Annotated in this window: 26 protein-coding genes and 2 pseudogenes; 19 read left to right on the top strand and 9 right to left on the bottom strand. The window is 57.0% G+C overall.

Features of this window, described 5'->3' with window-relative positions; translation table 11 throughout:
- Window positions 1–250: 250 nt before the first annotated feature.
- From NH344_RS16620 to NH344_RS16600, 5 genes are all read left to right on the top strand, one after another.
- Window positions 251–604, top strand: coding sequence for a hypothetical protein (locus NH344_RS16620; RefSeq protein ID WP_253028165.1), 354 nt, complete (start codon window positions 251–253; stop codon window positions 602–604).
- A 2-nt stretch (window positions 605–606) separates the two neighbouring features.
- Window positions 607–1,083 carry a hypothetical protein gene (locus NH344_RS16615; protein ID WP_253028164.1) on the top strand — a complete coding sequence of 159 codons (477 nt, stop codon included), beginning with the start codon at window positions 607–609 and terminating at the stop codon, window positions 1,081–1,083.
- 143 nt (window positions 1,084–1,226) lie between these two features.
- Window positions 1,227–1,499 carry a ribbon-helix-helix protein, CopG family gene (locus NH344_RS16610; protein ID WP_054640921.1) on the top strand — a complete coding sequence of 91 codons (273 nt, stop codon included), beginning with the start codon at window positions 1,227–1,229 and terminating at the stop codon, window positions 1,497–1,499.
- Window positions 1,496–1,777 (top strand): type II toxin-antitoxin system RelE/ParE family toxin, encoded by a 282-nt coding sequence (locus NH344_RS16605; protein WP_062359342.1) that lies wholly within the window; start codon window positions 1,496–1,498, stop codon window positions 1,775–1,777. Before NH344_RS16610 ends, NH344_RS16605 begins: the two co-directional genes overlap by 4 nt.
- A 133-nt stretch (window positions 1,778–1,910) precedes the next feature.
- Window positions 1,911–2,213, top strand: a complete 303-nt coding sequence (locus NH344_RS16600; RefSeq protein WP_054640923.1) for a hypothetical protein — start codon at window positions 1,911–1,913, stop codon at window positions 2,211–2,213.
- 500 nt (window positions 2,214–2,713) lie between these two features.
- Here NH344_RS16600 and NH344_RS16595 read toward each other — a convergent pair whose 3' ends face one another.
- Together NH344_RS16595 and NH344_RS16590 are read right to left on the bottom strand one after the other, a co-directional pair.
- Window positions 2,714–3,028 carry a type II toxin-antitoxin system RelE/ParE family toxin gene (locus NH344_RS16595; protein ID WP_044630801.1) on the bottom strand — a complete coding sequence of 105 codons (315 nt, stop codon included), beginning with the start codon at window positions 3,026–3,028 and terminating at the stop codon, window positions 2,714–2,716.
- Between the two features lie 2 nt (window positions 3,029–3,030).
- Complete coding sequence (locus NH344_RS16590; RefSeq protein WP_044630802.1) at window positions 3,031–3,267, bottom strand: addiction module protein; 237 nt, start codon at window positions 3,265–3,267, stop codon at window positions 3,031–3,033.
- A 195-nt stretch (window positions 3,268–3,462) separates the two neighbouring features.
- Between NH344_RS16590 and NH344_RS16585 the strand changes: the two genes are divergently transcribed.
- The 4 genes from NH344_RS16585 (at window position 3,463) to NH344_RS16570 (ending at window position 4,658) form a co-directional block, all read left to right on the top strand.
- Window positions 3,463–3,720: a type II toxin-antitoxin system Phd/YefM family antitoxin gene (locus NH344_RS16585; protein ID WP_022992576.1), complete on the top strand. Its 258-nt coding sequence runs from the start codon at window positions 3,463–3,465 to the stop codon at window positions 3,718–3,720.
- Window positions 3,708–4,010 (top strand): type II toxin-antitoxin system RelE/ParE family toxin, encoded by a 303-nt coding sequence (locus NH344_RS16580; RefSeq protein ID WP_061332717.1) that lies wholly within the window; start codon window positions 3,708–3,710, stop codon window positions 4,008–4,010. The genes NH344_RS16585 and NH344_RS16580 overlap by 13 nt, the downstream gene beginning before the upstream one ends.
- Window positions 4,011–4,155: 145 nt before the next feature.
- Window positions 4,156–4,398, top strand: coding sequence for a type II toxin-antitoxin system Phd/YefM family antitoxin (locus tag NH344_RS16575; protein ID WP_044627930.1), 243 nt, complete (start codon window positions 4,156–4,158; stop codon window positions 4,396–4,398).
- Window positions 4,395–4,658: a Txe/YoeB family addiction module toxin gene (locus tag NH344_RS16570; RefSeq protein WP_058576318.1), complete on the top strand. Its 264-nt coding sequence runs from the start codon at window positions 4,395–4,397 to the stop codon at window positions 4,656–4,658. Before NH344_RS16575 ends, NH344_RS16570 begins: the two co-directional genes overlap by 4 nt.
- 7 nt (window positions 4,659–4,665) lie before the next feature.
- Here the strand turns inward: NH344_RS16570 and NH344_RS16565 are convergent, their stop codons facing one another.
- From NH344_RS16565 to NH344_RS16555, 3 genes and pseudogenes are all read right to left on the bottom strand, one after another.
- Window positions 4,666–4,920: a Txe/YoeB family addiction module toxin gene (locus NH344_RS16565; RefSeq protein WP_008938367.1), complete on the bottom strand. Its 255-nt coding sequence runs from the start codon at window positions 4,918–4,920 to the stop codon at window positions 4,666–4,668.
- Window positions 4,917–5,168: a type II toxin-antitoxin system prevent-host-death family antitoxin gene (locus NH344_RS16560; RefSeq protein ID WP_044627927.1), complete on the bottom strand. Its 252-nt coding sequence runs from the start codon at window positions 5,166–5,168 to the stop codon at window positions 4,917–4,919. Before NH344_RS16560 ends, NH344_RS16565 begins: the two co-directional genes overlap by 4 nt.
- Before the next feature lie 163 nt (window positions 5,169–5,331).
- A pseudogene (locus NH344_RS16555) lies at window positions 5,332–6,152 on the bottom strand (aldo/keto reductase).
- Between the two features lie 248 nt (window positions 6,153–6,400).
- Between NH344_RS16555 and NH344_RS16550 the strand changes: the two are divergent.
- From NH344_RS16550 to bla, 3 genes are all read left to right on the top strand, one after another.
- Window positions 6,401–6,865: an OsmC family protein gene (locus NH344_RS16550; protein ID WP_058576319.1), complete on the top strand. Its 465-nt coding sequence runs from the start codon at window positions 6,401–6,403 to the stop codon at window positions 6,863–6,865.
- 544 nt (window positions 6,866–7,409) lie between these two features.
- Entirely contained in the window at window positions 7,410–7,862 is a 453-nt protein-coding gene (locus NH344_RS16545) for a GNAT family N-acetyltransferase (RefSeq protein ID WP_058576320.1), read from the top strand.
- A 55-nt stretch (window positions 7,863–7,917) separates the two neighbouring features.
- Window positions 7,918–8,799, top strand: coding sequence for a class A beta-lactamase (gene bla, locus NH344_RS16540; RefSeq protein ID WP_058576321.1), 882 nt, complete (start codon window positions 7,918–7,920; stop codon window positions 8,797–8,799).
- 71 nt (window positions 8,800–8,870) lie between these two features.
- Here bla and NH344_RS16535 read toward each other — a convergent pair whose 3' ends face one another.
- Window positions 8,871–9,455, bottom strand: a complete 585-nt coding sequence (locus NH344_RS16535) for a manganese efflux pump MntP family protein (protein ID WP_058576322.1) — start codon at window positions 9,453–9,455, stop codon at window positions 8,871–8,873.
- 337 nt (window positions 9,456–9,792) lie between these two features.
- Here NH344_RS16535 and NH344_RS18400 point away from each other — a divergent pair.
- The 3 genes and pseudogenes from NH344_RS18400 to NH344_RS16525 all read left to right on the top strand — a co-directional run.
- Window positions 9,793–9,936, top strand: a pseudogene (locus NH344_RS18400) (IS5/IS1182 family transposase); the annotation flags it as partial.
- Window positions 9,937–9,955: 19 nt separating this feature from the next.
- Window positions 9,956–10,240, top strand: a complete 285-nt coding sequence (locus NH344_RS16530; RefSeq protein WP_253028163.1) for a hypothetical protein — start codon at window positions 9,956–9,958, stop codon at window positions 10,238–10,240.
- Window positions 10,237–10,383: a transposase gene (locus NH344_RS16525; protein WP_253028162.1), complete on the top strand. Its 147-nt coding sequence runs from the start codon at window positions 10,237–10,239 to the stop codon at window positions 10,381–10,383. The genes NH344_RS16530 and NH344_RS16525 overlap by 4 nt, the downstream gene beginning before the upstream one ends.
- Window positions 10,384–10,543: 160 nt before the next feature.
- On the opposite strand, the gene NH344_RS16520 is transcribed toward NH344_RS16525, so the two are convergent.
- The 3 genes from NH344_RS16520 to NH344_RS16510 form a co-directional block, all read right to left on the bottom strand.
- The gene (locus NH344_RS16520) at window positions 10,544–11,845 is read right to left on the bottom strand and encodes a methyl-accepting chemotaxis protein (RefSeq protein ID WP_058576323.1); all 1,302 of its coding nucleotides are present in this window, start codon (window positions 11,843–11,845) and stop codon (window positions 10,544–10,546) included.
- 52 nt (window positions 11,846–11,897) lie between these two features.
- Window positions 11,898–12,485: a DUF6436 domain-containing protein gene (locus NH344_RS16515; RefSeq protein WP_058576324.1), complete on the bottom strand. Its 588-nt coding sequence runs from the start codon at window positions 12,483–12,485 to the stop codon at window positions 11,898–11,900.
- 262 nt (window positions 12,486–12,747) lie between these two features.
- The gene (locus NH344_RS16510) at window positions 12,748–13,299 is read right to left on the bottom strand and encodes a CDP-alcohol phosphatidyltransferase family protein (RefSeq protein WP_348637411.1); all 552 of its coding nucleotides are present in this window, start codon (window positions 13,297–13,299) and stop codon (window positions 12,748–12,750) included.
- A gap of 446 nt (window positions 13,300–13,745) precedes the next feature.
- Here NH344_RS16510 and NH344_RS16505 point away from each other — a divergent pair, with 446 nt between their 5' ends.
- Genes NH344_RS16505 through NH344_RS16490 form a run of 4 tightly spaced genes read left to right on the top strand, consistent with a single transcriptional unit; the run spans window position 13,746 to window position 17,686 of the window.
- Window positions 13,746–14,633 (top strand): zinc-binding alcohol dehydrogenase, encoded by an 888-nt coding sequence (locus NH344_RS16505; RefSeq protein ID WP_058576325.1) that lies wholly within the window; start codon window positions 13,746–13,748, stop codon window positions 14,631–14,633.
- 14 nt (window positions 14,634–14,647) lie between these two features.
- The gene (locus NH344_RS16500) at window positions 14,648–15,046 is read left to right on the top strand and encodes a 6-carboxytetrahydropterin synthase (RefSeq protein ID WP_058576326.1); all 399 of its coding nucleotides are present in this window, start codon (window positions 14,648–14,650) and stop codon (window positions 15,044–15,046) included.
- Window positions 15,043–16,974 (top strand): glycosyltransferase, encoded by a 1,932-nt coding sequence (locus NH344_RS16495; RefSeq protein WP_058576327.1) that lies wholly within the window; start codon window positions 15,043–15,045, stop codon window positions 16,972–16,974. Before NH344_RS16500 ends, NH344_RS16495 begins: the two co-directional genes overlap by 4 nt.
- Window positions 16,975–16,978: 4 nt before the next feature.
- Window positions 16,979–17,686 carry a lysylphosphatidylglycerol synthase transmembrane domain-containing protein gene (locus NH344_RS16490; protein WP_253028161.1) on the top strand — a complete coding sequence of 236 codons (708 nt, stop codon included), beginning with the start codon at window positions 16,979–16,981 and terminating at the stop codon, window positions 17,684–17,686.
- Window positions 17,687–17,799: the final 113 nt, after the last annotated feature.

Here is a 17,799-nt window from a genome sequence, read left to right as displayed (position 1 = left end):
GCGAAAGAAACGCAGTGTTCGGGCATTACGAAGCAGGCGCTCACGCCGGAAATACGGACCCTTACGAGCAATGCCGATGGCACGTAGCTTCAGACTGCCCGATCAGAGCCCTCGTGAATGAGGCGGGCTAACAAGTGCAGTCAAGGGACGCTCCTTACGTCGCGCCCCTGCTGCAGGCGTTATGCATCGAGGCGACACAGCTTGTCGTTCTGAACGGGTAAGCTGAGAAAAGTCACCAAAAGGAAGAGAAATGTCGAATTTTGATCCAGATTTTGAAAGCACTCGCTTGGGTATGCTTGCCCAGCAACACTCAGAGATTGTAAAGGTTAAAGGCGAAGTGATTTTTTGCGCTGAAGAGGATGAAGACCGCCTGAGTGGCACATCTTGGACGCTGGAGGAAGATGTATTCGATCAGGTCACAAAATCCGGCTTTAAGCTTCATTTGATTGAGCTGCTTGATGACTTCATTCAGTACCGAGGCCAATGTAATGAGCAGCCCAGGAAGGAGGGAGTTGTTCGTTTTGCTGACGGTGAACTGAGTATTGAATGGCTGCTGGATGGATCAACACATCTTTCAAGTCATTCAGCTGCAGGAGGAGAGTAGCCTTGCTCACTAAGGACGACCTATACCCTCTCGTTAATGGGTTTGCTAGATTGCCAGGTCAAATAGACGAGCTTTCAACGAGTGCATTCGAAAAAGTATATGGCTCTAAAGAAGCTGCAAAATCAAAAGGCATAATCTATTTTCTTTTGTCCTCGAAGCCGGTGCCTCGTCTTCGGGGCGAAAGTCGCATTCTATATATCGGTCAAACAAAGACCAGTTTTAAATCAAGATACTTTCGCTATGCAAATCTTCATGCAACGTCAAACGCTAATTCACTGAAATTTGGTGAGATTATAGATAGTTATGGCCCGATAGAAATTGCCTTCTGTGATTATGAAAAGTTCGGGAAAACAAAGTCTGGAACCTCTTTGCTCCAAGCGGAAGGACAGTTTCTTTGGTGGTATTTTCAAAATCACTGCGAGTATCCGCCAATAAACTATACGAAAACCAAGGTCCGCACCGATGCGATCAGCGCATAACAAGGCCAGGCACGGCGACGCCTTTTTCGTTGCGGCTTCGCCTCCACTCCAAAGGCGCGCATGCTGGCAGCGTAAAATTTTTTGCCTAACCTCGCAGACTATGCTGTAATACGTTGTAGTCACTAGGTATGAGGGGCATAGTCATGAGCGTCACCACAGTTCGCCTTCAAGCAGAAGTTGAACAGCATCTGGAAGCAATCGCCAGCAGGCTACACCGTAGCAAAGGCTGGGTAATTAACCAGGCATTGTCGGAATACATAGAAAAGCAGCAGCTTGAGCAAGAGCGGTGGAAACAAACGTTAGAGGCAATGGAGTCTGCTGCCCAAGGCAAGGTTGTTGATGCCAGCGAGGTCCACAGTTGGCTTAATAGCTGGGGAACAGAAAACGAGCAAGATGCGCCGAGGTCAGGTAAGTGAAACTGGTTTACACCGACGAAGCCGTTGAAGACTTGAAGCGCCTAAGGGAGTTTATCGCCGTTCACAACCCCTCTGCGGCAGGCAGGATAGCCACAGAACTGGTTAGCAAAATCGAATTACTACCAGGCTTCCCCAGAATGGGAACACCGGTTGAAATGGCACCGGTACCGGATTCCATCCGCGACATGGTCTTTGGCAAATACGTTGTTCGCTATTCCGTACATGTGAGCGCCATCATTATTCTAAGGGTATGGCACGAGCTGGAAGGTGAACGATAGCAATTTAATCAGCCGCTGTTGTCGGACAGTTTTTCCACCGCTGCGCGGTTCCAAACCTGCCGCAAAGCTTCGCGTTAGACTTGCAAGAGAACATCGCGCATCGTGATGTCGTTTTAACAACCGGAGACATGCCATGGTCAAAGTAGCCTTGTTCGTTCGCCTTGAAGCGAAACCCGGAAAAGAGAAAGAGGTTGAGAACTTCCTTGTGAGTGGCCTTCCCATCGTCAATGAGGAGCCTGACACTACTGCGTGGTTTGGCATTCGCCTTGGACCAAGCACTTTCGGAATCTTTGATGCTTTCCCGGATGAAGCGGGTCGGCAGGCCCATCTCTCCGGCAAGGTCGCAGCCGCGTTGATGGAAAAGGCAGGTGAGTTGTTCTCCGAGCCCCCGTCCATCGAAAACGTTGATGTACTTGCGGCAAAGCTACCTGGCTAGCAAGCCTAACAATTCGTTCAAGCCGAGACCGCTTCGCGGACTCGGCTTGGTGCTGTGGTATCGTTGCACCCGCCTCGGCCGCGTGCGCGGTCCGGCTTAACTCAGGTGTTAACTGTCAAAAGGAATATGCCATGTACAAGGAGTTTGAAAATCCGCTTCCGCCTAAATTCGGCCGAATGTTTGTTGGCAACGATGCGAAATTGAACCAGGGGCCGCCGAGACCAAATGACACCGTGACGATTCGGGCGGGTCCACAGACTTCTATATCCTTGTCGAAGAATGCGCCCCCGATCTCGTTAGCGGTGAACTAGTGGGTATTGGCCCAGATCCCAGATGGGAATACCAAGGCTGGTCCCACGGAGGCAAGATAAAGGTTCCAGAGTCAGCAGTTACGGCGATAATTCGGGCAGATTAATCAGTTAACCAAGCGGACAACCGGACCCTAAAAGCGTGCCGCTTTTGGTTCCCTCCGTTGCGCTCCGGCGCCGGTTACCTCATCGTTAGGGCTTACTGCGTCCCAGCCAATAGCCAGGTTTTCGGGAATGGTGGGCAACCGCAATGACTATAGCCTCTTCTGGCAGTTCAATGGCGACTATATCGTATGGGAAGCGCTCCAGAATCAGGCGTCTTGCACCGGTATCGCCGGCTTCTTTGGGGAGAGGTGATAAAGGGAGGAAGTCTTCTTCAATAACGTCGATGGCTGCATCAACAGCAGCGAAAAACTCGGCTCCGAGTCCAGGCTGCTCATATTCATACCATGCTGCTGCCTCTATCGCTTCCTGCGAGGCCTCTTCCAGTATCCTTACCTTTCGCACTGTTACTGGCCCAACCTCGCTCTCATCTTTGATCGAAATTCTTCACGGCTGAGCAGCGTGGCTTTTCCGCTTTTGACATTGGACACACGGCGAACAATTTCATCGTTCCACGCCTGTTCTACCGAGTCGTCACGGGGGCCGTCCAGACTCATTATGAGCTCGCGAGCCAACGCTGCACGTTCCGACTCGGAGAGAGTCGAGATCTGGGAGCGTAGGTGGTCTAATGTTTCGGTAGTCATGGAGCCTCCGCAAATGACGATACGATTATGCTATCCCTATTCAAAGGCCCTAACAAGGCCAGGCACGGCGACGGCTACTACATTCCGGCTTCGCCTACATTCCGTAGCCGCGCATGCTGGCTGGCGTTAGCTGTGATTGCCTCACCTGAAAAGTGATACTATAGTGTCACTATCAGTCTGATTTAGGGTGAGCCCATGAAAGTTGAGCTTGTTACGAACCTCAAGCGCCAAGCCACAAAGATTCTGGCAGATCTGCACTTGTCTAAAGAGCCGATACTGATCACGGAGCATGGTCAGCCATCGGCATATCTTGTCGATGTGCAGGATTACGAGTTTATGCAGCGCCGACTTGAGCTGCTTGAGGGGCTCTCACGGGGAGAGCGTGCTGTACTTGAGGGAAGAACGTACAGCCAAAGTGAGGCCAGGGAGAAAATGAGTAAATGGCTGAAGTAATCTGGACGGAGCCTGCTCTGCAAGAACTGGATGCCATCGCTGAGTACATTGCTCTGGATAATCCTGTTGCCGCAAGTCATCTGGTCCAAGAAGTTTTCGATAAGACCGAGCGCTTGGAAGATTTTCCCCAATCCGGACGGATTCCTCCAGAGCTCCCTAATTCGGTATACAGGGAGGTAGTGGTTCCACCGTGTCGCATTTTTTATCGTGAGGATAAGAAGCGGGTTCTCGTCCTCTATGTCATGCGAGAGGAGCGGCAGCTTCGTGCGTACATGCTTGGGAACAGCTAACCAGGCGCGTCACTCGGATGCCTTTGTCCCTGCTTCGCTACGTCAAAGTCACCGGTGCGCTTCGGCGTTAGCCAGGACGCTCGTCTTGACGTACGTACCTATAGGCGTACACTTGGTGAAAAGTTAAACACGCAAGAGGTGCGTCATGGCCGGAATCACAGCAACTGAGGCGCGCAGCAACCTTTATCGGTTGATTGACGAGACCGCCGAGTCCCACCAACCAATCGTCATTATGGGTAAGCGGAACAAAGCTGTTCTGGTATCCGAAGAAGACTGGTCTGCCATTCAAGAAACACTTTACCTGCTCTCCGTGCCAGGTATGCGGGAGTCTATTCGTGAGGGGATGGATACCCCGGTCGAGGAATGCGATGAGGAGCTGGACTGGTGACATGGAAGTTGGTTTACACCAAGCAAGTCCAGAAAGATGCAAAGAAGTTGGCCTCCAGCGGACTCAAACCAAAAGCCCAGGAACTGTTAGCGTTAATAGCGGAAGATCCTTATCACAAGCCGCCTCCGTTTGAGAAGCTAATTGGTGATCTTGCGGGGACCTATTCGCGCCGCATTAATATTCAGCATCGCCTGGTCTACCAAGTACTGGAGGACGAGCAAGTGGTGAAAGTCCTCAGACTCTGGAGCCACTACGATTAATGCATAATCAGTAGTGATACCGGAGCTGGGCGATAAGCAAAGCGTCATCCGTGACTTTGTAAACTATTCGGTGTTCTTCGTTGATCCGGCGAGACCAGTACCCGGCGAGGCTGTGTTTGAGGGGCTCTGGTTTGCCAACACCTTCGAACGGTTCTCGTTTGGTCTCTTTGATCAGTTTGTTGATTCGGTTAAGTATCTTTTTGTCGGTTTTCTGCCAGTACAGATAGTCTTCCCAGGCGTTCTCGGAGAAGATGAGTTTCATTCAAGAAGTTCCTTTTCTTGACCACCGCCTTGCTCCAGCTCGGCAACGGATTCCAGCAAACGCCGTGCGTTTTTTGGTGCGCGCAGAAGGTATGCAGTCTCTTGCAGCGCCTCGTAGTCCTCTAGGGAGATCATTACCACGGACTGCGACTTGTTCCGGGTGATGATCACAGGGGAATGGTCTTCACAGACCTGCTCCATGGTTTTTGCTAGATTGGTTCTAGCGGCTGTGTAGCTAATGGCATCCATAAAGGGTACTCCTGTACGCGATATTGTTAATGTACAGAATAGCGTACAGGATTGGGTTTGCCAATTGGCTTAGCCGCGTTCGGCTTTCTCCGCTTTAAAACAGCGGTTGAGCCGGTGATGCCCACGAACCGTATCCCACGCTAAGCCGTTGATAGGCGATTGCTCACACCATCATCAAGCCCTGCTTGCGTGTTGGCGGCGGATAGGCGGCATCAATCTGTGCCAAGTCCTCATCATCGAGCCTGACCTTATCCGCATCAGCGTTCTGTTTGAGGTGATCCAGGCTCACGGCTTTCGGAATCGCGATCACGCCGGGGTGGCGCAGTGCCCAGGCAAGCGCGATTTGCGCGGGGGTGGCGCAGTGCTTGTCGGCGATGTGTTGCAGGGTGCCGTCTCGAAGTAGCGCGCCGCCTTGCCCAATGGGGCAGTAGGCCATAAGCGGCATGTTTTGCTGGGCTTGCCAGGGCAGCAGGTCGTATTCGATGCCCCGTGCTTCGGGGTTGTAGAGGACTTGATTGGTGGCGCACGCGGGCGCGTTTAGCTCTTCCAGGTCGTCAACGTCGAAGTTCGATACGCCCCAGCGCAGGATCTTGCCTTGCTCGCGTAGCCGCTCAAACGCTTCCACGGTTTCGCTCAGCGGGTATGGCCGCGCCAGTGCAGCAGGTAGAGATCAATCGTATCGGTGCCCAATCGGCGCAGGCTGCGCTCGCAGGCGGCTTGAACACCCTGGATGCTGGCATTGTGGGGGTAAACCTTGCTGACCAGATACGCCTGCTCGCGCCGCCCACGAATGGCTTCACCCACGATTTCTTCAGCGCCGCCCTCGGCATACATCTCGGCGGTATCGATCAGCGTCATCCCCAAATCCAGGCCTTCTCGCAGCGCCCTGATTTCAGCCTGCCGCTGCCTGGCATCCTCACCCATGTGCCAAGTGCCCTGGCCGATACGGGGAACGCTGACGCCGCCTAGCTCCATTGTCTGCATATCTTGCTCTCCTGGTGGCATTTCTGTTGCGATGTGGTTCTGACTGTTTGAGGCCATCGCCGTTCATGCACCCAGCGTAGACGATCCTTATCGAAAGCTGTCTTCATTTGAAAAACCAACGCATGAGCTTGCAAAAATAGGACTGGTGGTGACCCGTGAGAGGATCATCGAGGCAAATTCTGAGATCATTGTAGATACTGGCTATGCCACCTTTGGTGGCAGCTTTCGATGAAACCCGAGGAACCCCCATGGCCGAATACACCGCTTCCATCCACTGGGCCCGTGGGGCCGATGAAGCCTTTCTAGATCAGCGCTATAGCCGTGGGCACGAGTGGGTGTTCGATGGCGGTGTTCGCGTGCCTGCCTCGTCATCGCCCCACGTGGTGCCGTTGCCTTATTCGGTGGAAGCCAACGTCGACCCGGAAGAGGCGTTCGTGGCCTCGCTTTCCAGCTGCCATATGCTGTTCTTTCTGGCCCTTGCCGCGCAGCAGGGCTTGATCGTGGAAAGCTACGTGGACCACGCCGTGGGGGTGATGGAGAAGGGCAGCGACGGGAAAATTGCCATGACCAGGGTGACACTGCGGCCCAAAGCGCTGTTTGCAGCGCAAGCACCTTCTGTCGAGACACTCGAACAGCTCCATCACGCCGCCCATGAAAAGTGCTTTATCGCCAACTCCGTCAAGACCGAGGTCGTGACCGAAATTCAGCGTTGAAGCGGGGCTGTAGGGGCTGCGCAGGATGGCAAAACGTCCTGGCAGCGGTTAGCCTAAGCGGTTGATGGATAATCTCGTTAAGCGGATGGGCACTGCCATGGAACACTCCTCTAACGTCACGTTGGCGCTGGCCGACGCTTCGACATTCGATGCATTCAAGCAAGAACTCAAGGCCTCGTTCAGCGTGGCCGTGGAAGAGGCCTTTGGTGCGGTAGAGCCGGGTCTGATTCCATCGGATGACGATATCGACCAATCCCTGACCGCCCCCCGATGCCGTGGTGCATCACATCCTTCTGGATGGAGAGAAAGTGGGCGGTGCCATTGTCACCCTGGAGGCATCGACCCAGCGCAATGCTCTGGACCTGTTCTACCTTTTGCCCAACTCCCTCGGGCGTGGGGGGCTACCGTGCCTGGCAAGCTATCGAGCAGGCGTACCCCGCCACGCGGGTATGGGTGACCCACACGCCGTACTTCGAAAAGCGCTGCATCCACTTTTATGTCAACAAGTGTGATTTCAAGATCGCTCGGCTTCAGTAGGCATGTCATGCACGCTCACTCACATCACCATCGTATTCGTGCCTTGCAGGCGGACGACATGGAGGCCGTGTTGGCTATTTGGCTGGCGGTGTCTATCCAAGCGCATGACTTTATCGCGCCTGACTTTTGGCAAGCCCAGCGCGATGCCATGCGGGAGCGATACCTTCCCGCCTCAGAAACCTACGTAGCCGAAACCTCAGGCCAGGTGATGGGCTTCTATAGCCTTTACGAGAATACCCTGGCCGCGATTTTCGTGCAGCCAGAGGGGCAAGGCCGTGGCCTAGGCAGTGCGCTACTGGAAGATGCCAAACGCCGCAGAGCATGGCTGGAACTGACCGTCTATGCCCAGAATACGCCCAGCATTCGTTTTTACGAAGCGCGCGGCTTTGTGCGTAGGGGCGAACAGCAGGATGAACACACAGGAGCGCCGGAGCTGCTGATGCGTTTTAGTCCCTCGTAAGAATAGCGCTACACTCATGTTGTCTATTTTCCCTTACTGCCCAGGAAGGTTACCCATGAATCACCGCCAACCACGCTGGATGCGTGCCACGCTATCTGCGTGCGTGCTGTTCGCTTCGTCTGTTGCAATGGCGCAAGACGATCCCATCAGCGCTGAGCTGGCGCGTATCGAACAGGCGCTGGACGCGCGCATTGGCTTTGCGGCGCATGATCTGGCCACGGGCCAGCGCTGGGAGGTGAACGCGGACGAGCGCTTTGCCATGTCCAGCACGTTCAAAACGCTGGCGTGTGGCGCGCTGCTGGAGCAGGTGGATGAAGGGCTGCTAGCGCCGGATACCGAGGTCAGTTTCGATGAGTCGGCGCTGGTGACTTACTCGCCGGTGACCGAGCAGTATGCAGGCCACCAGCCAATGACGCTGTTCGAGCTGTGCGATGCCACCATGACCACCAGCGATAACACGGCGGCCAACCTGATACTGGAAGCCCTGGGCGGGCCGGAAGCCATCACGGCTTTTGCGCGCCGCCTGGACGATTCCGTCACGCGGCTCGACCGTTTCGAGACCGAGCTGAACGAAGCTACGCCTGGGGACGAGCGCGACACCACCACGCCCAATGCGATGTTGGCCACGCTGGAAACGCTGGTGCTGGGCGATGTGCTCACCCCGGAATCTCGGCAGCAGTTGCAAGACTGGATGAAGGGCAACGCCGTGGCCGATGGGCTGTTTCGTGCCGCCATGCCTTTCGATTGGGTGATCGCCGATAGAACCGGTGCAGGTGGCTATGGCTCTCGTTCCATCACGGCCATCATCTGGCCTCCTGAGCAGGCGCCCACCGTGGCCGTGTTCTACCTCACCGAAACAGACGCATCGTTCGAAGCGCGCAACGAAGCCATTGCGTCGTTGGGGGAAGTGGTGCAAGCGTATCTGGATGAGCGCTGAACATCGCTCCTGAGCACCCGCAGGGTGGCTCATGGGCTACCCTGCGGGTGAGGTGTATGAGGCTATGCAGGTTACAGTGCCTGTAGCATACCGGTAACGCCACCGCCGGTATGCTCTATCAGTACCATCACTCCAATCCCGATCAACACCACCCCGCCCATCAGCTCTGCCCAGTGGCCCACGTAGTGCCCCAGTTTGTGGTCGAGCAAGGTGCCCATCGAGGCCATGAGGGTGGTCGCCAGGCCGATGGCCAAGCTGGTGGTAATGATATCCACGTCGATAAACGCCAGGCTGGCGCCGACGGCCATGGCATCCAGGCTGGTGGCAATGGCGGTCAGTACCAGCAGCCATAGCGTTTGCTTGCGGTGGGCTACCTGCTCTTCTTTTTTGAGCCCTTCGTACGTCATGTGCAGGCCAATGGCGGTCAGCAGTACAAACGCGACCCAGTGGTCCCAGGCTTCCACATACTGTTGAGAAGCCTTGCCTGCTACCCAGCCCAGCACTGGGGTGATCGCTTCGATGGTGCCGAATATCAGGCCAATGCCCAGGGCATGTCGCCAGCGTGGTTTGGTCAATTCGGCCCCTTTGCTGAGTGACGCAGCAAAGGCATCCGCCGACATGGAAACCGCTAAAAAGAGCAGGGCTACAGGTGTCATCGCAAACGGCTCACGTTATCTGAAGAACCAGTGAATATCTATACCCGAGTATGTGGGTCGGGTATTTGAATGGACGGAATCCTATCAGGTTTTAGAGTGATAACAAGCGCGTGATTAAAAAATAAAGTTTGCGTTAAGTAATAAATATGGCCTTGGCTAAGTCATTGAGTGGCGGCTGATTTTTTAGGAATGTTCTGAGAAAGTCACTGCCATCAGCGATAATACGGTTATCGCCAACTGCATAGGATTCAGTACTGCCATGGATTAAAACACATTCTCCGAAGCCGATTACCAGAACAAGAAGCGAAAGACCCGCCGCAATCTCTTTCCGGAGCGGATGGGCAAACTGATCCTCTGGACGCAGCTGGAGAAGAAGGTAGCCCGTTATTACCCCAAGGGTGAGAGTGGACGACCTATGTATCCGTTGTCTGCCATGCTGCGAGTCCATTGCATGCAGTTGTTTTACAACCTGAGCAATCTGGCGATGGAAGGCGCCGTCTATGAGATCGAGTCCATGCGCCAATTTGGTCGGCTTGAAACTGGACCAATTGCAGGACGAAACCACGATTCGCAAATTTCGCCATTTTCTGAAGCGCTACTGCCTTGGCAAGGTGCTGTTCCAGGAAGTGAATAACTATGTGGAGAAAAATAGCCTGATGCTGCGCGAAGGGAGCATTGTTGAGGCCTCGATCATCTCCGTGCCTGGGTCCACCAAAAACAAAAAAGGCGAGCGGGATTCGGAAATGCACCAGACTAAAAAAGTAGCTCTTGGCACTTTGTCATGAAAACGCACATAGGCGTCGACGATAAGCGTGGGTTGATTCGCAGCATCGAGATCAAGGCCGCCAATGTCCATGACATTGCCCCTGCCAATAAGCTTCTTCACGGTGAAGAGCAACGCGTCCTCGGTGATGCCCTATGGGAATAGGGCAATCTCGCCCTATCCCACTCAATGAGCGGGTATGGGGCAAAAATACACAAAAAAACGTAAGAAGGGTGTCTGAATTTTCGATTTTTTGTCGGCTCATATGAGCGTTGATGAATATCGTCAGTTATTCAGAGCTTCCTTGGGTGTTTAGATGAAACGACTATACGGCGGTTTCTCTTTGTAAGGCAACGGCTGTTTCTTCCATTTCAGACGATGTGCCGGCTAGTTGCTCGGCCAGCAGGTTGATGTCTTGAGCGCCTTGATGTAATTCGTACGTTGCTTTATTGATTTGCTCAATGCCCTGTGACTGCTCTTGGCTGCTGGTGGCAATGCTGCGCACCAGCTGAGCCGTGCGCTCAATTGCGGGCACCAGCGCTTTTATGCGTTCGCCGGCTTGTTCAGCCGTTGTGAGAGAGCGGGATGACGTATCGCCAATCTCTTGAGCGGCCAGTCGGCTGCCTTCGGCTAATTTACGCACCTCTGTCGCGACTACCGCAAAGCCGCGGCCATGCTCACCGGCTCTGGCGGCTTCTACAGAAGCGTTAAGCGCCAGCAGATTGGTTTGAAAAGCGATGTTATCAATGATTTTGACCTTATCCGCGATATCGCGCATAGCTACCAACGTTTGCGTGACCGCCGCGCTGCCTTCGTTGGCTTCATCCACTGCCTGATTGGCGACGTGCTCGGTTTCCCGCGCGTTATCCGCATTTTGAGCTACCGTCGTGCTTAACTCTTCAAGCGACGCGGTAGTTTGCTCAACGCTTGCGGCCTGTTGCGCCGTCGAGGAAGACAGTTTTTCCGAGGCGGACGACACTCGGCCAGATAGGCCCGCTATGCTCTCAATGGCTTGCTCTACTTCGCCCAACAGTGCCGCGCGCTGATGCTTTAATTCGACTGCCATTTGGTCGCTATGGGCTAAAGCCTTCTGCGAGCGGATATACTCGCCAGCCATCAGGTTGGCCAGTACCACCAGTACCGCCGCTTCGAAGGCTAAGTATCCGCCGTGCACAAGCACCATAGTGAGGTTGGCTTCAGGCATTAAATAAACGCCGGTATTCATGGTCTGCAGCACATGAAACCCGAGGTGGTGCACGACGGCCACTGCAGCAGCTACCACGATAACGCGCCAATCTCTGTAGTAGAGCAGGATGGCAAGCAGTACAAACAGGCCAAAGTGTACTTCAACGAGCCCATGCGTCTGATGAATATGTAGCCCCGTCATCACCATAAAGGCAGCGCTCATATATAGCCGAGTGAGAAGCGCGGCTCCTTGGGTATAGGTTAAGTAGCCGCCCAGTAGCACCGTGGGCAGGCTGATGACGGCAACTTCCAGCCATGTGCTATACCAGCCTGCCAGCGCAAGCGCGAGCAGGCCTTGGGCGATGAGTATCTTAAACATCAGTCGGCTGGCATCGTCCCACTGGTCGCGAAAAATATCGTGCTCAAGCGTGTTCAGCTGCATTGCTTCGCTTCCTCATTTCTATCGAAAGATAGCATTGTTATCGGTGCGGTCATTAGGAGCGTGCTGTCGGCCAGTCACAGTAGCAACCAAAGGCAGACAGGTTCAGCCACGGCGCTACTTCGCCAGGAGCCACCACGTCATTGAGAATAAGCTCAACGGGCGTGCTGCCACCGCTGGTACAAAAGGCGCCATCGCTATATGGCCCGAAGTAAACCAGCGTGCTCCGAGCGTCAAAGACAGCCGCCGATGGCGTGCTTAGCCCTTCTAGCTGCTCAACCACCACGGCACTTGATGCCTTGGGAAACGTGGTTAACGCTTGATCAACTAAGCTTTGCCTGGGCACTGCCACGACAAACTCAATACCTTGGCCTGCGTAGGCCTGCATGATTTCTTCAATGTGCGCTTGGCTAAAGCGACTGCAGCGACAGTCCGGGTTCCAGAAGTTCACAAGCCGCCCTGTGGCATTCTCCGGCAGGGGAGATGTGCTGATCGCAGTGCTGGCCACTTCTTCTGGAAAGCGGGCGAACACCTCATCATCAGCAAATAGACGGAGGTCTTTATAGGCAAATAGCCAAAAAGCGATCGCGATCAATACGCCCCAGCACACCACCAAACTGACGCCCACTGTCTTAGGCTGCATTAAAACCCCGTCTTATATCTCAAAATGTTCCAAAGATAAAGCTAAAAAGAATTTATTGGAAGCAGTGTGCTGCGTGCGCTAGTCAGGAGCACCGTTTGAAGCGGTCGATATGGTGGGAAGTGGGACCGTAAAACCCAGGATCACTTTGGGCGGTGGAGCATAGAGGGTACCGGCGCTGTCCCTCCTGCTTCTATCTTGCGGTCCAAAGTGCTGCGGTATTCTATGAATCCAATGGTGAGCCTGGCGCTATTCGTCATGAGCATCAACGACGCGGACGCCGTCGATACAGCCACCATACGTCTACCCCAAAGGAGTAAGCCAGGCTGAGCAGGGCTCCCAGGGCCAGCAGGCTGGCGTAAAGAGGGGAGGTGAAGGGAGTCAGTGCCAACAGGAGTGCCGTGACCTGCCAGACACAGATCAGTTTACGGCGGAAGCTGTCGTACAACGGCGCCTCTAGCCAGGGCAGCAGCCATCCTGCTGCCACGAAGCGATAGCGCATTGCGCCAATCAGCAATACCCAGGGGCCCAGGGCTTCTGCGCGCATCAGGGCCAGGCATAATAGCAGGATCAGCAGGGCATCCAGCTCCATGTCAAAGCGTGCGCCAAAGGGCGAGTGGCTGTGGGTGCGGCGGGCAATCCAGCCGTCCACGCCGTCCAGCAGCAGGGCAATCACGGCGACACCCAGCCATAGCCCAATGGCCTGTTGAAAGGCGCCGCCCACCAGGGCGCCAGCCACCAGTGCCACCAGTACGCCACGCCCGAGGGTGACTCTATTCGCCCAGCCCAGCGCACCGTAGGGCCAAAACAACAGCACTAGCGCGCTCATCACGGCATATAAGTAAGCCGACGGCTAACCACCAGTTGGCGGCACTCGCCATGAGCGGACCCATGAGCCATCCCAAACCGCCCAGTAACAGGCCCCCCAGCAGCAGCTCCAGGCCGCTATGAAGCCGATTGAAGGGTGGCGATTCCGAAGTGTGTGAGGCTGGGGGCATGAAGGCTCTCGAAGCGGCAGCGTCATCCGCAGTTGAAATTGGTGGTGCAATAATTTATCAATGTATCATTATTGTATAGATATGGCGCGCTGCTTGTGCTTTCGTGGTCAGCTGTCGAGCCACGTCACGAAGGTTAATAAACGTTAATAGACCGTTTTCTTTTCTAAGCTAAGCTAAGCTATAGGTTAGCCCTTGAAAAGTCGCCAACTCTTGCAAAGGCTTGGGTCAACGCAGGGAGCTTGCGCTTCAACGACAAGGAAATGTCATGTCAGTGCCTGATACCGCTCAGGCCTTTTGGGTCACTCGCCCAGGCCACGGTGCAATCCAGTCCGAACCTCTCCCTGCCATGGGCCAGAACGATGTGCGTGTGCGTGCGCTTTACAGCGGCGTCAGTCGAGGTACCGAGTCGCTGGTGTTTCATGGCCGTGTGCCGAGCAGCGAGACCCAGCGTATGCGCGCGCCCTTTCAGGTGGGGGAGTTCCCTGGCCCTGTCAAATACGGGTATTGCAGCGTAGGCCGCGTGACCCATGGCCCTCAGGCGCTGGTCGACCAGACCGTATTTTGTCTTCACCCCCACCAGGACCGCTATATCGTCCCGGCCACCATGGTGGTGCCGGTGCCCGCTGACGTACCGGCTTACCGGGCGGTGCTGGCCGCCAACATGGAAACCGCCATCAACGGCGTGTGGGATGCCAACCCCATGCTGGGTGAGCGGGTATGTGTCGTGGGCGGCGGCGTCGTGGGTGCGCTGGTGGCTTACTTATGCGCGCGTATTGCTGGGGTGCAGGTGCAGCTCATCGATATCAATGGCGAGCGTGAGGCGTTGGCCGATGCGCTGGGGGTGCCGTTTGCCCTGCCGGAGCAGGCCCCTGCGGATCAGGATTGCGTGATTCATGCCAGCGGTCATCCTGAGGGCCTTCGCCTGGCCATGTCATTGGTGGGCCAGCTGCCTGCCAAGCTGCAACCTCGCTGGAACTACCAGCGTCGCCTGGCCCTGGCGTTGCGCCTGCTGGCCGATCCGACGCTGGATGTCTTGATCAGCGGTGAGAGCAATTTCATGGACTTGCCTGCCTTGGCGCCGGCGTTGTTTGGCCCGGGCAGCAAGGCATTGTGCCATCGCATTCGTTACCCCGTTCAGGATGAACCTGAATAACCCAAGGAGTTGCCATGTACCGTTTATGTGTTCGCGACCATTTCATGATTGCCCATAGCTTCAAAGGGGAGATCTTCGGCCCTGCGCAGCGTACCCATGGGGCAACGTATGTGGTGGATATCATCTTTCAGCGCCCCGCGCTGGATGAGGATGGGCTGGTCATCGATATCGGGTTGGCCAGTGAAACCGTCAAGGAAGTGTTGGCGGGTTACAACTACCGCAACCTGGACGAAGTGAGCGAGTTTACCGGCCAGAACACCACCACCGAATTCATGGCCAAGGTGATTTTCGATCAGCTGGCCGAAGCGATTCGTGGCGGCAGGATGGGAGAGACTGCCAAGGGGCTGACCCGCATGGAAATCAAGCTGCATGAATCCCATGTGGCCTGGGCAAGCTACGAAGGCGAGCTATGAGCCAACGATTTACCCTGATCGTGGCCGGCGACCCTGGCCAGCGTACCGGCGGTTATCTCTATGATGCCCGTATCGTGGAGGCGCTGCGCGAGCAGGGCCACCAGGTGACGGTGGTGGGCCTGGAAGGGCGCTTCCCGCTGGCCGATGAGGTCGCGGCGAGCGCCCTGGCCAACGCGCTGGAGCAGCAAACGTCAGGCGCCCGAGTGATTCTCGATGGCCTGGCCGTAGGTGCGCTGCCCAACGTGGTCGCACGACATGCCGACAGGCTGGACCTGACCGCGCTGCTGCATCACCCGCTGGGGGATGAGCAGGGGCTGTCCAGCGATGAGCAGCAGCATTTGCACCGCAGTGAGCTGACGGGACTTGGCTGCGTGGCGCGTATCATCGTGACCAGCCGTTTCACCGCGCGACGTTTGACGGCGCTGGCCGAGCAGTACGCCGTGCCGCTCACTGCGCCGATCAGCGTGGTGGAGCCTGGCGTGGCGCATGCCCCTATCAGCCCGGCGCCGCGTGAGGGTGAACCCCTGCGCTTGCTGTGCGTTGCCACCCTGACGCCGCGCAAAGGGCAGGACGTGCTGGTGAAGGCGCTGGCAGGGCTGACCCATCTGCCCTGGCAGTGTGACTGCTATGGTGCCGAGCGAGACGCCGAGTTCAGCGCCAGCGTTCGCCAGCGCGTGGAAGAGCATCACCTGGGCGAGCGCATCGCGCTGCACGGTGAGTGTGATGCCGCCACCCTGGAAGCTGCCTATCACCAGGCTCACGCGCTGGTACTGCCTTCCTGGTACGAAGGTTACGGCATGGTGGTGACCGAAGCCTTGGCCCATGGCCTGCCCGTGATCACCACCACCGGTGGCGCCCTGCGCGATACGCTACCCGAAGGCGCTGGCTTGAGCGTTGCGCCTGGCGATGTGCCCGCATTGCAGGCGGCGCTGGAGCAGTTCTGTCGCGACCAGACACTACGCACGGCGCTGCGGGCAGGCGCTGCGGTCGCACGCGGAGAGCTCAATGACTGGCAGGGGGCGGGTGCCCAGTTTGCCAGCGCGCTGAACATGGGGGCCGCGCCGAACATGCCCGCAGGCAGCCAATTTGCATCCAGTTGGCTCAGCCAGCGCGAGCGTGTGGATAGCCAGTCGCGCAGCAGCGCGCTGGTGGCAGGTTTGAATGCCTGGCTGGCCAACCGTGACAGCGTCACCCTGGCAGATTTGGGCTGTGGGCGGGGCAGCAACGTACAGTTTTTGGTGCCCCGGCTGAGCGTTCCTCAGCGCTGGGCATTGTTCGACCACGACCCTGAATTGCTCAAGGAAGCCCGTGGCCGTGCCATGCAGCTCCACGATGCCCGTGGCCAGCCCGTCCAGGTGGCAACCCACTGCACCTCGCTGGCGACGCTGGCGCACCCTGCCTTGCTGGAAGCCGATGTGGTCAGTGCCTCGGCGCTCATCGATCTGGTCTCCCAGCCGTGGCTCGATGCGCTGGCCGCCCAGTGCGCCGAGCAGCGGCAGGCGCTGCTGGTCAGTCTCAGCGTGACGGGGGAGTGGTGCTTCATCGATGCGGAGCACCAGCCACTCGATCACCCCGAAGATCGCTTCGTACGGGGCCTGTTCAATGCCCACCAGCAGCGTGACAAGGGGCTGGGCGAGGCGCTGGGAGGCTACGCCCATGCGGCGCTCGTGGAGGCGCTCAAACGCCGGGGGTATAGCCTTGAAGAGGCTGCCACGCCCTGGCAACTGGCCGCAGGAGACGCCACCCATGAGCCGCTGATTCGCTCGCTGATAGAGGGCTGGGCCGCCGCCGCCACGGAGCAGGCGCCGGAAGCGGCCACGCGTATTGCCGAATGGCGCACGGCCAGGCTGGACGCCGTGGAGCGTGGCCAATGGGGTGTGTGGGTAGGCCATCACGATCTTCTGGCGCTGCCAGCGGTGGCAGGGTAGCAGGGTGTTCGCGCGCGGCTTGCGTGCGCCCTGGGTACGGCGTTGCCTGGTCAGCGGCATGCTGCTGCTGGCGGTCGCCTTGTGGGTCGAACCTGCCGATATCATGGCCGAAGTGCAGCGCTTCTCGTTGGGCTGGATGGCTCTGGCGCTGGCCATCAGCGTGCTGCAGGTCATGCTCAGTGCGTGGCGCTGGCAGCTTACGGCGGAGCTGATCGGCGTGCCGCTGCGTTTTGGCTACGCCCTGCGTGAATACTACCTGGCGCTGTTGGTCAATCAGCTGCTGCCAGGCGGGGTGCTGGGAGATGCCGGGCGCGCGCACCGCCATGCGGGCCAGGCTACTTCCCGTGGCAGCGCCTGGCGGGCGGTGGTGATCGAGCGCGCGTCTGGTCAGGTGGCCGTGGCGCTGCTGACGCTGGCAGCACTGCTGGCATCGCCAATGTGGCACGCTGCGCTGGGGCCTGTGGTGTTGATGTCATTGGCGGCTGGTGCCCTGCTGGGCATGGCGGGGCTTGCGCTGTTGATACATTGGGTGCGTCGCCAACGGCTGGCGCTACCGCGCTGGTGCCAAAGCCTGGGGCGCGACCTGCGCCGGGGGCTGTTTCAGCGTCGCGTATGGCCCCTGCAACTGGGCTCGTCGCTGACCATCGTGATCAGCTATGGCGTGGTCATGCTGTGCGCGGCCAGGGCCATTGGCAGTCCCCTGAATCCGTGAGACCGGCCCCCGGAAGCACTTCTAACCCACTGACCTGCATGGCAATATAGCCATTATCGCCATTCACCCAGACAGTGCCATGCCCAACATAAAGTTCCGCGCCAGTCGCCGCA

This window comes from Halomonas sp. Ps84H-12 (assembly GCF_024124725.1).
In the GTDB taxonomy this organism is placed as follows: Bacteria; Pseudomonadota; Gammaproteobacteria; order Pseudomonadales; family Halomonadaceae; genus Vreelandella; species Vreelandella aquamarina.
Note: the sequence above shows the minus strand (reverse complement) of the source record. Positions and strands in the feature narration are given on the sequence as shown.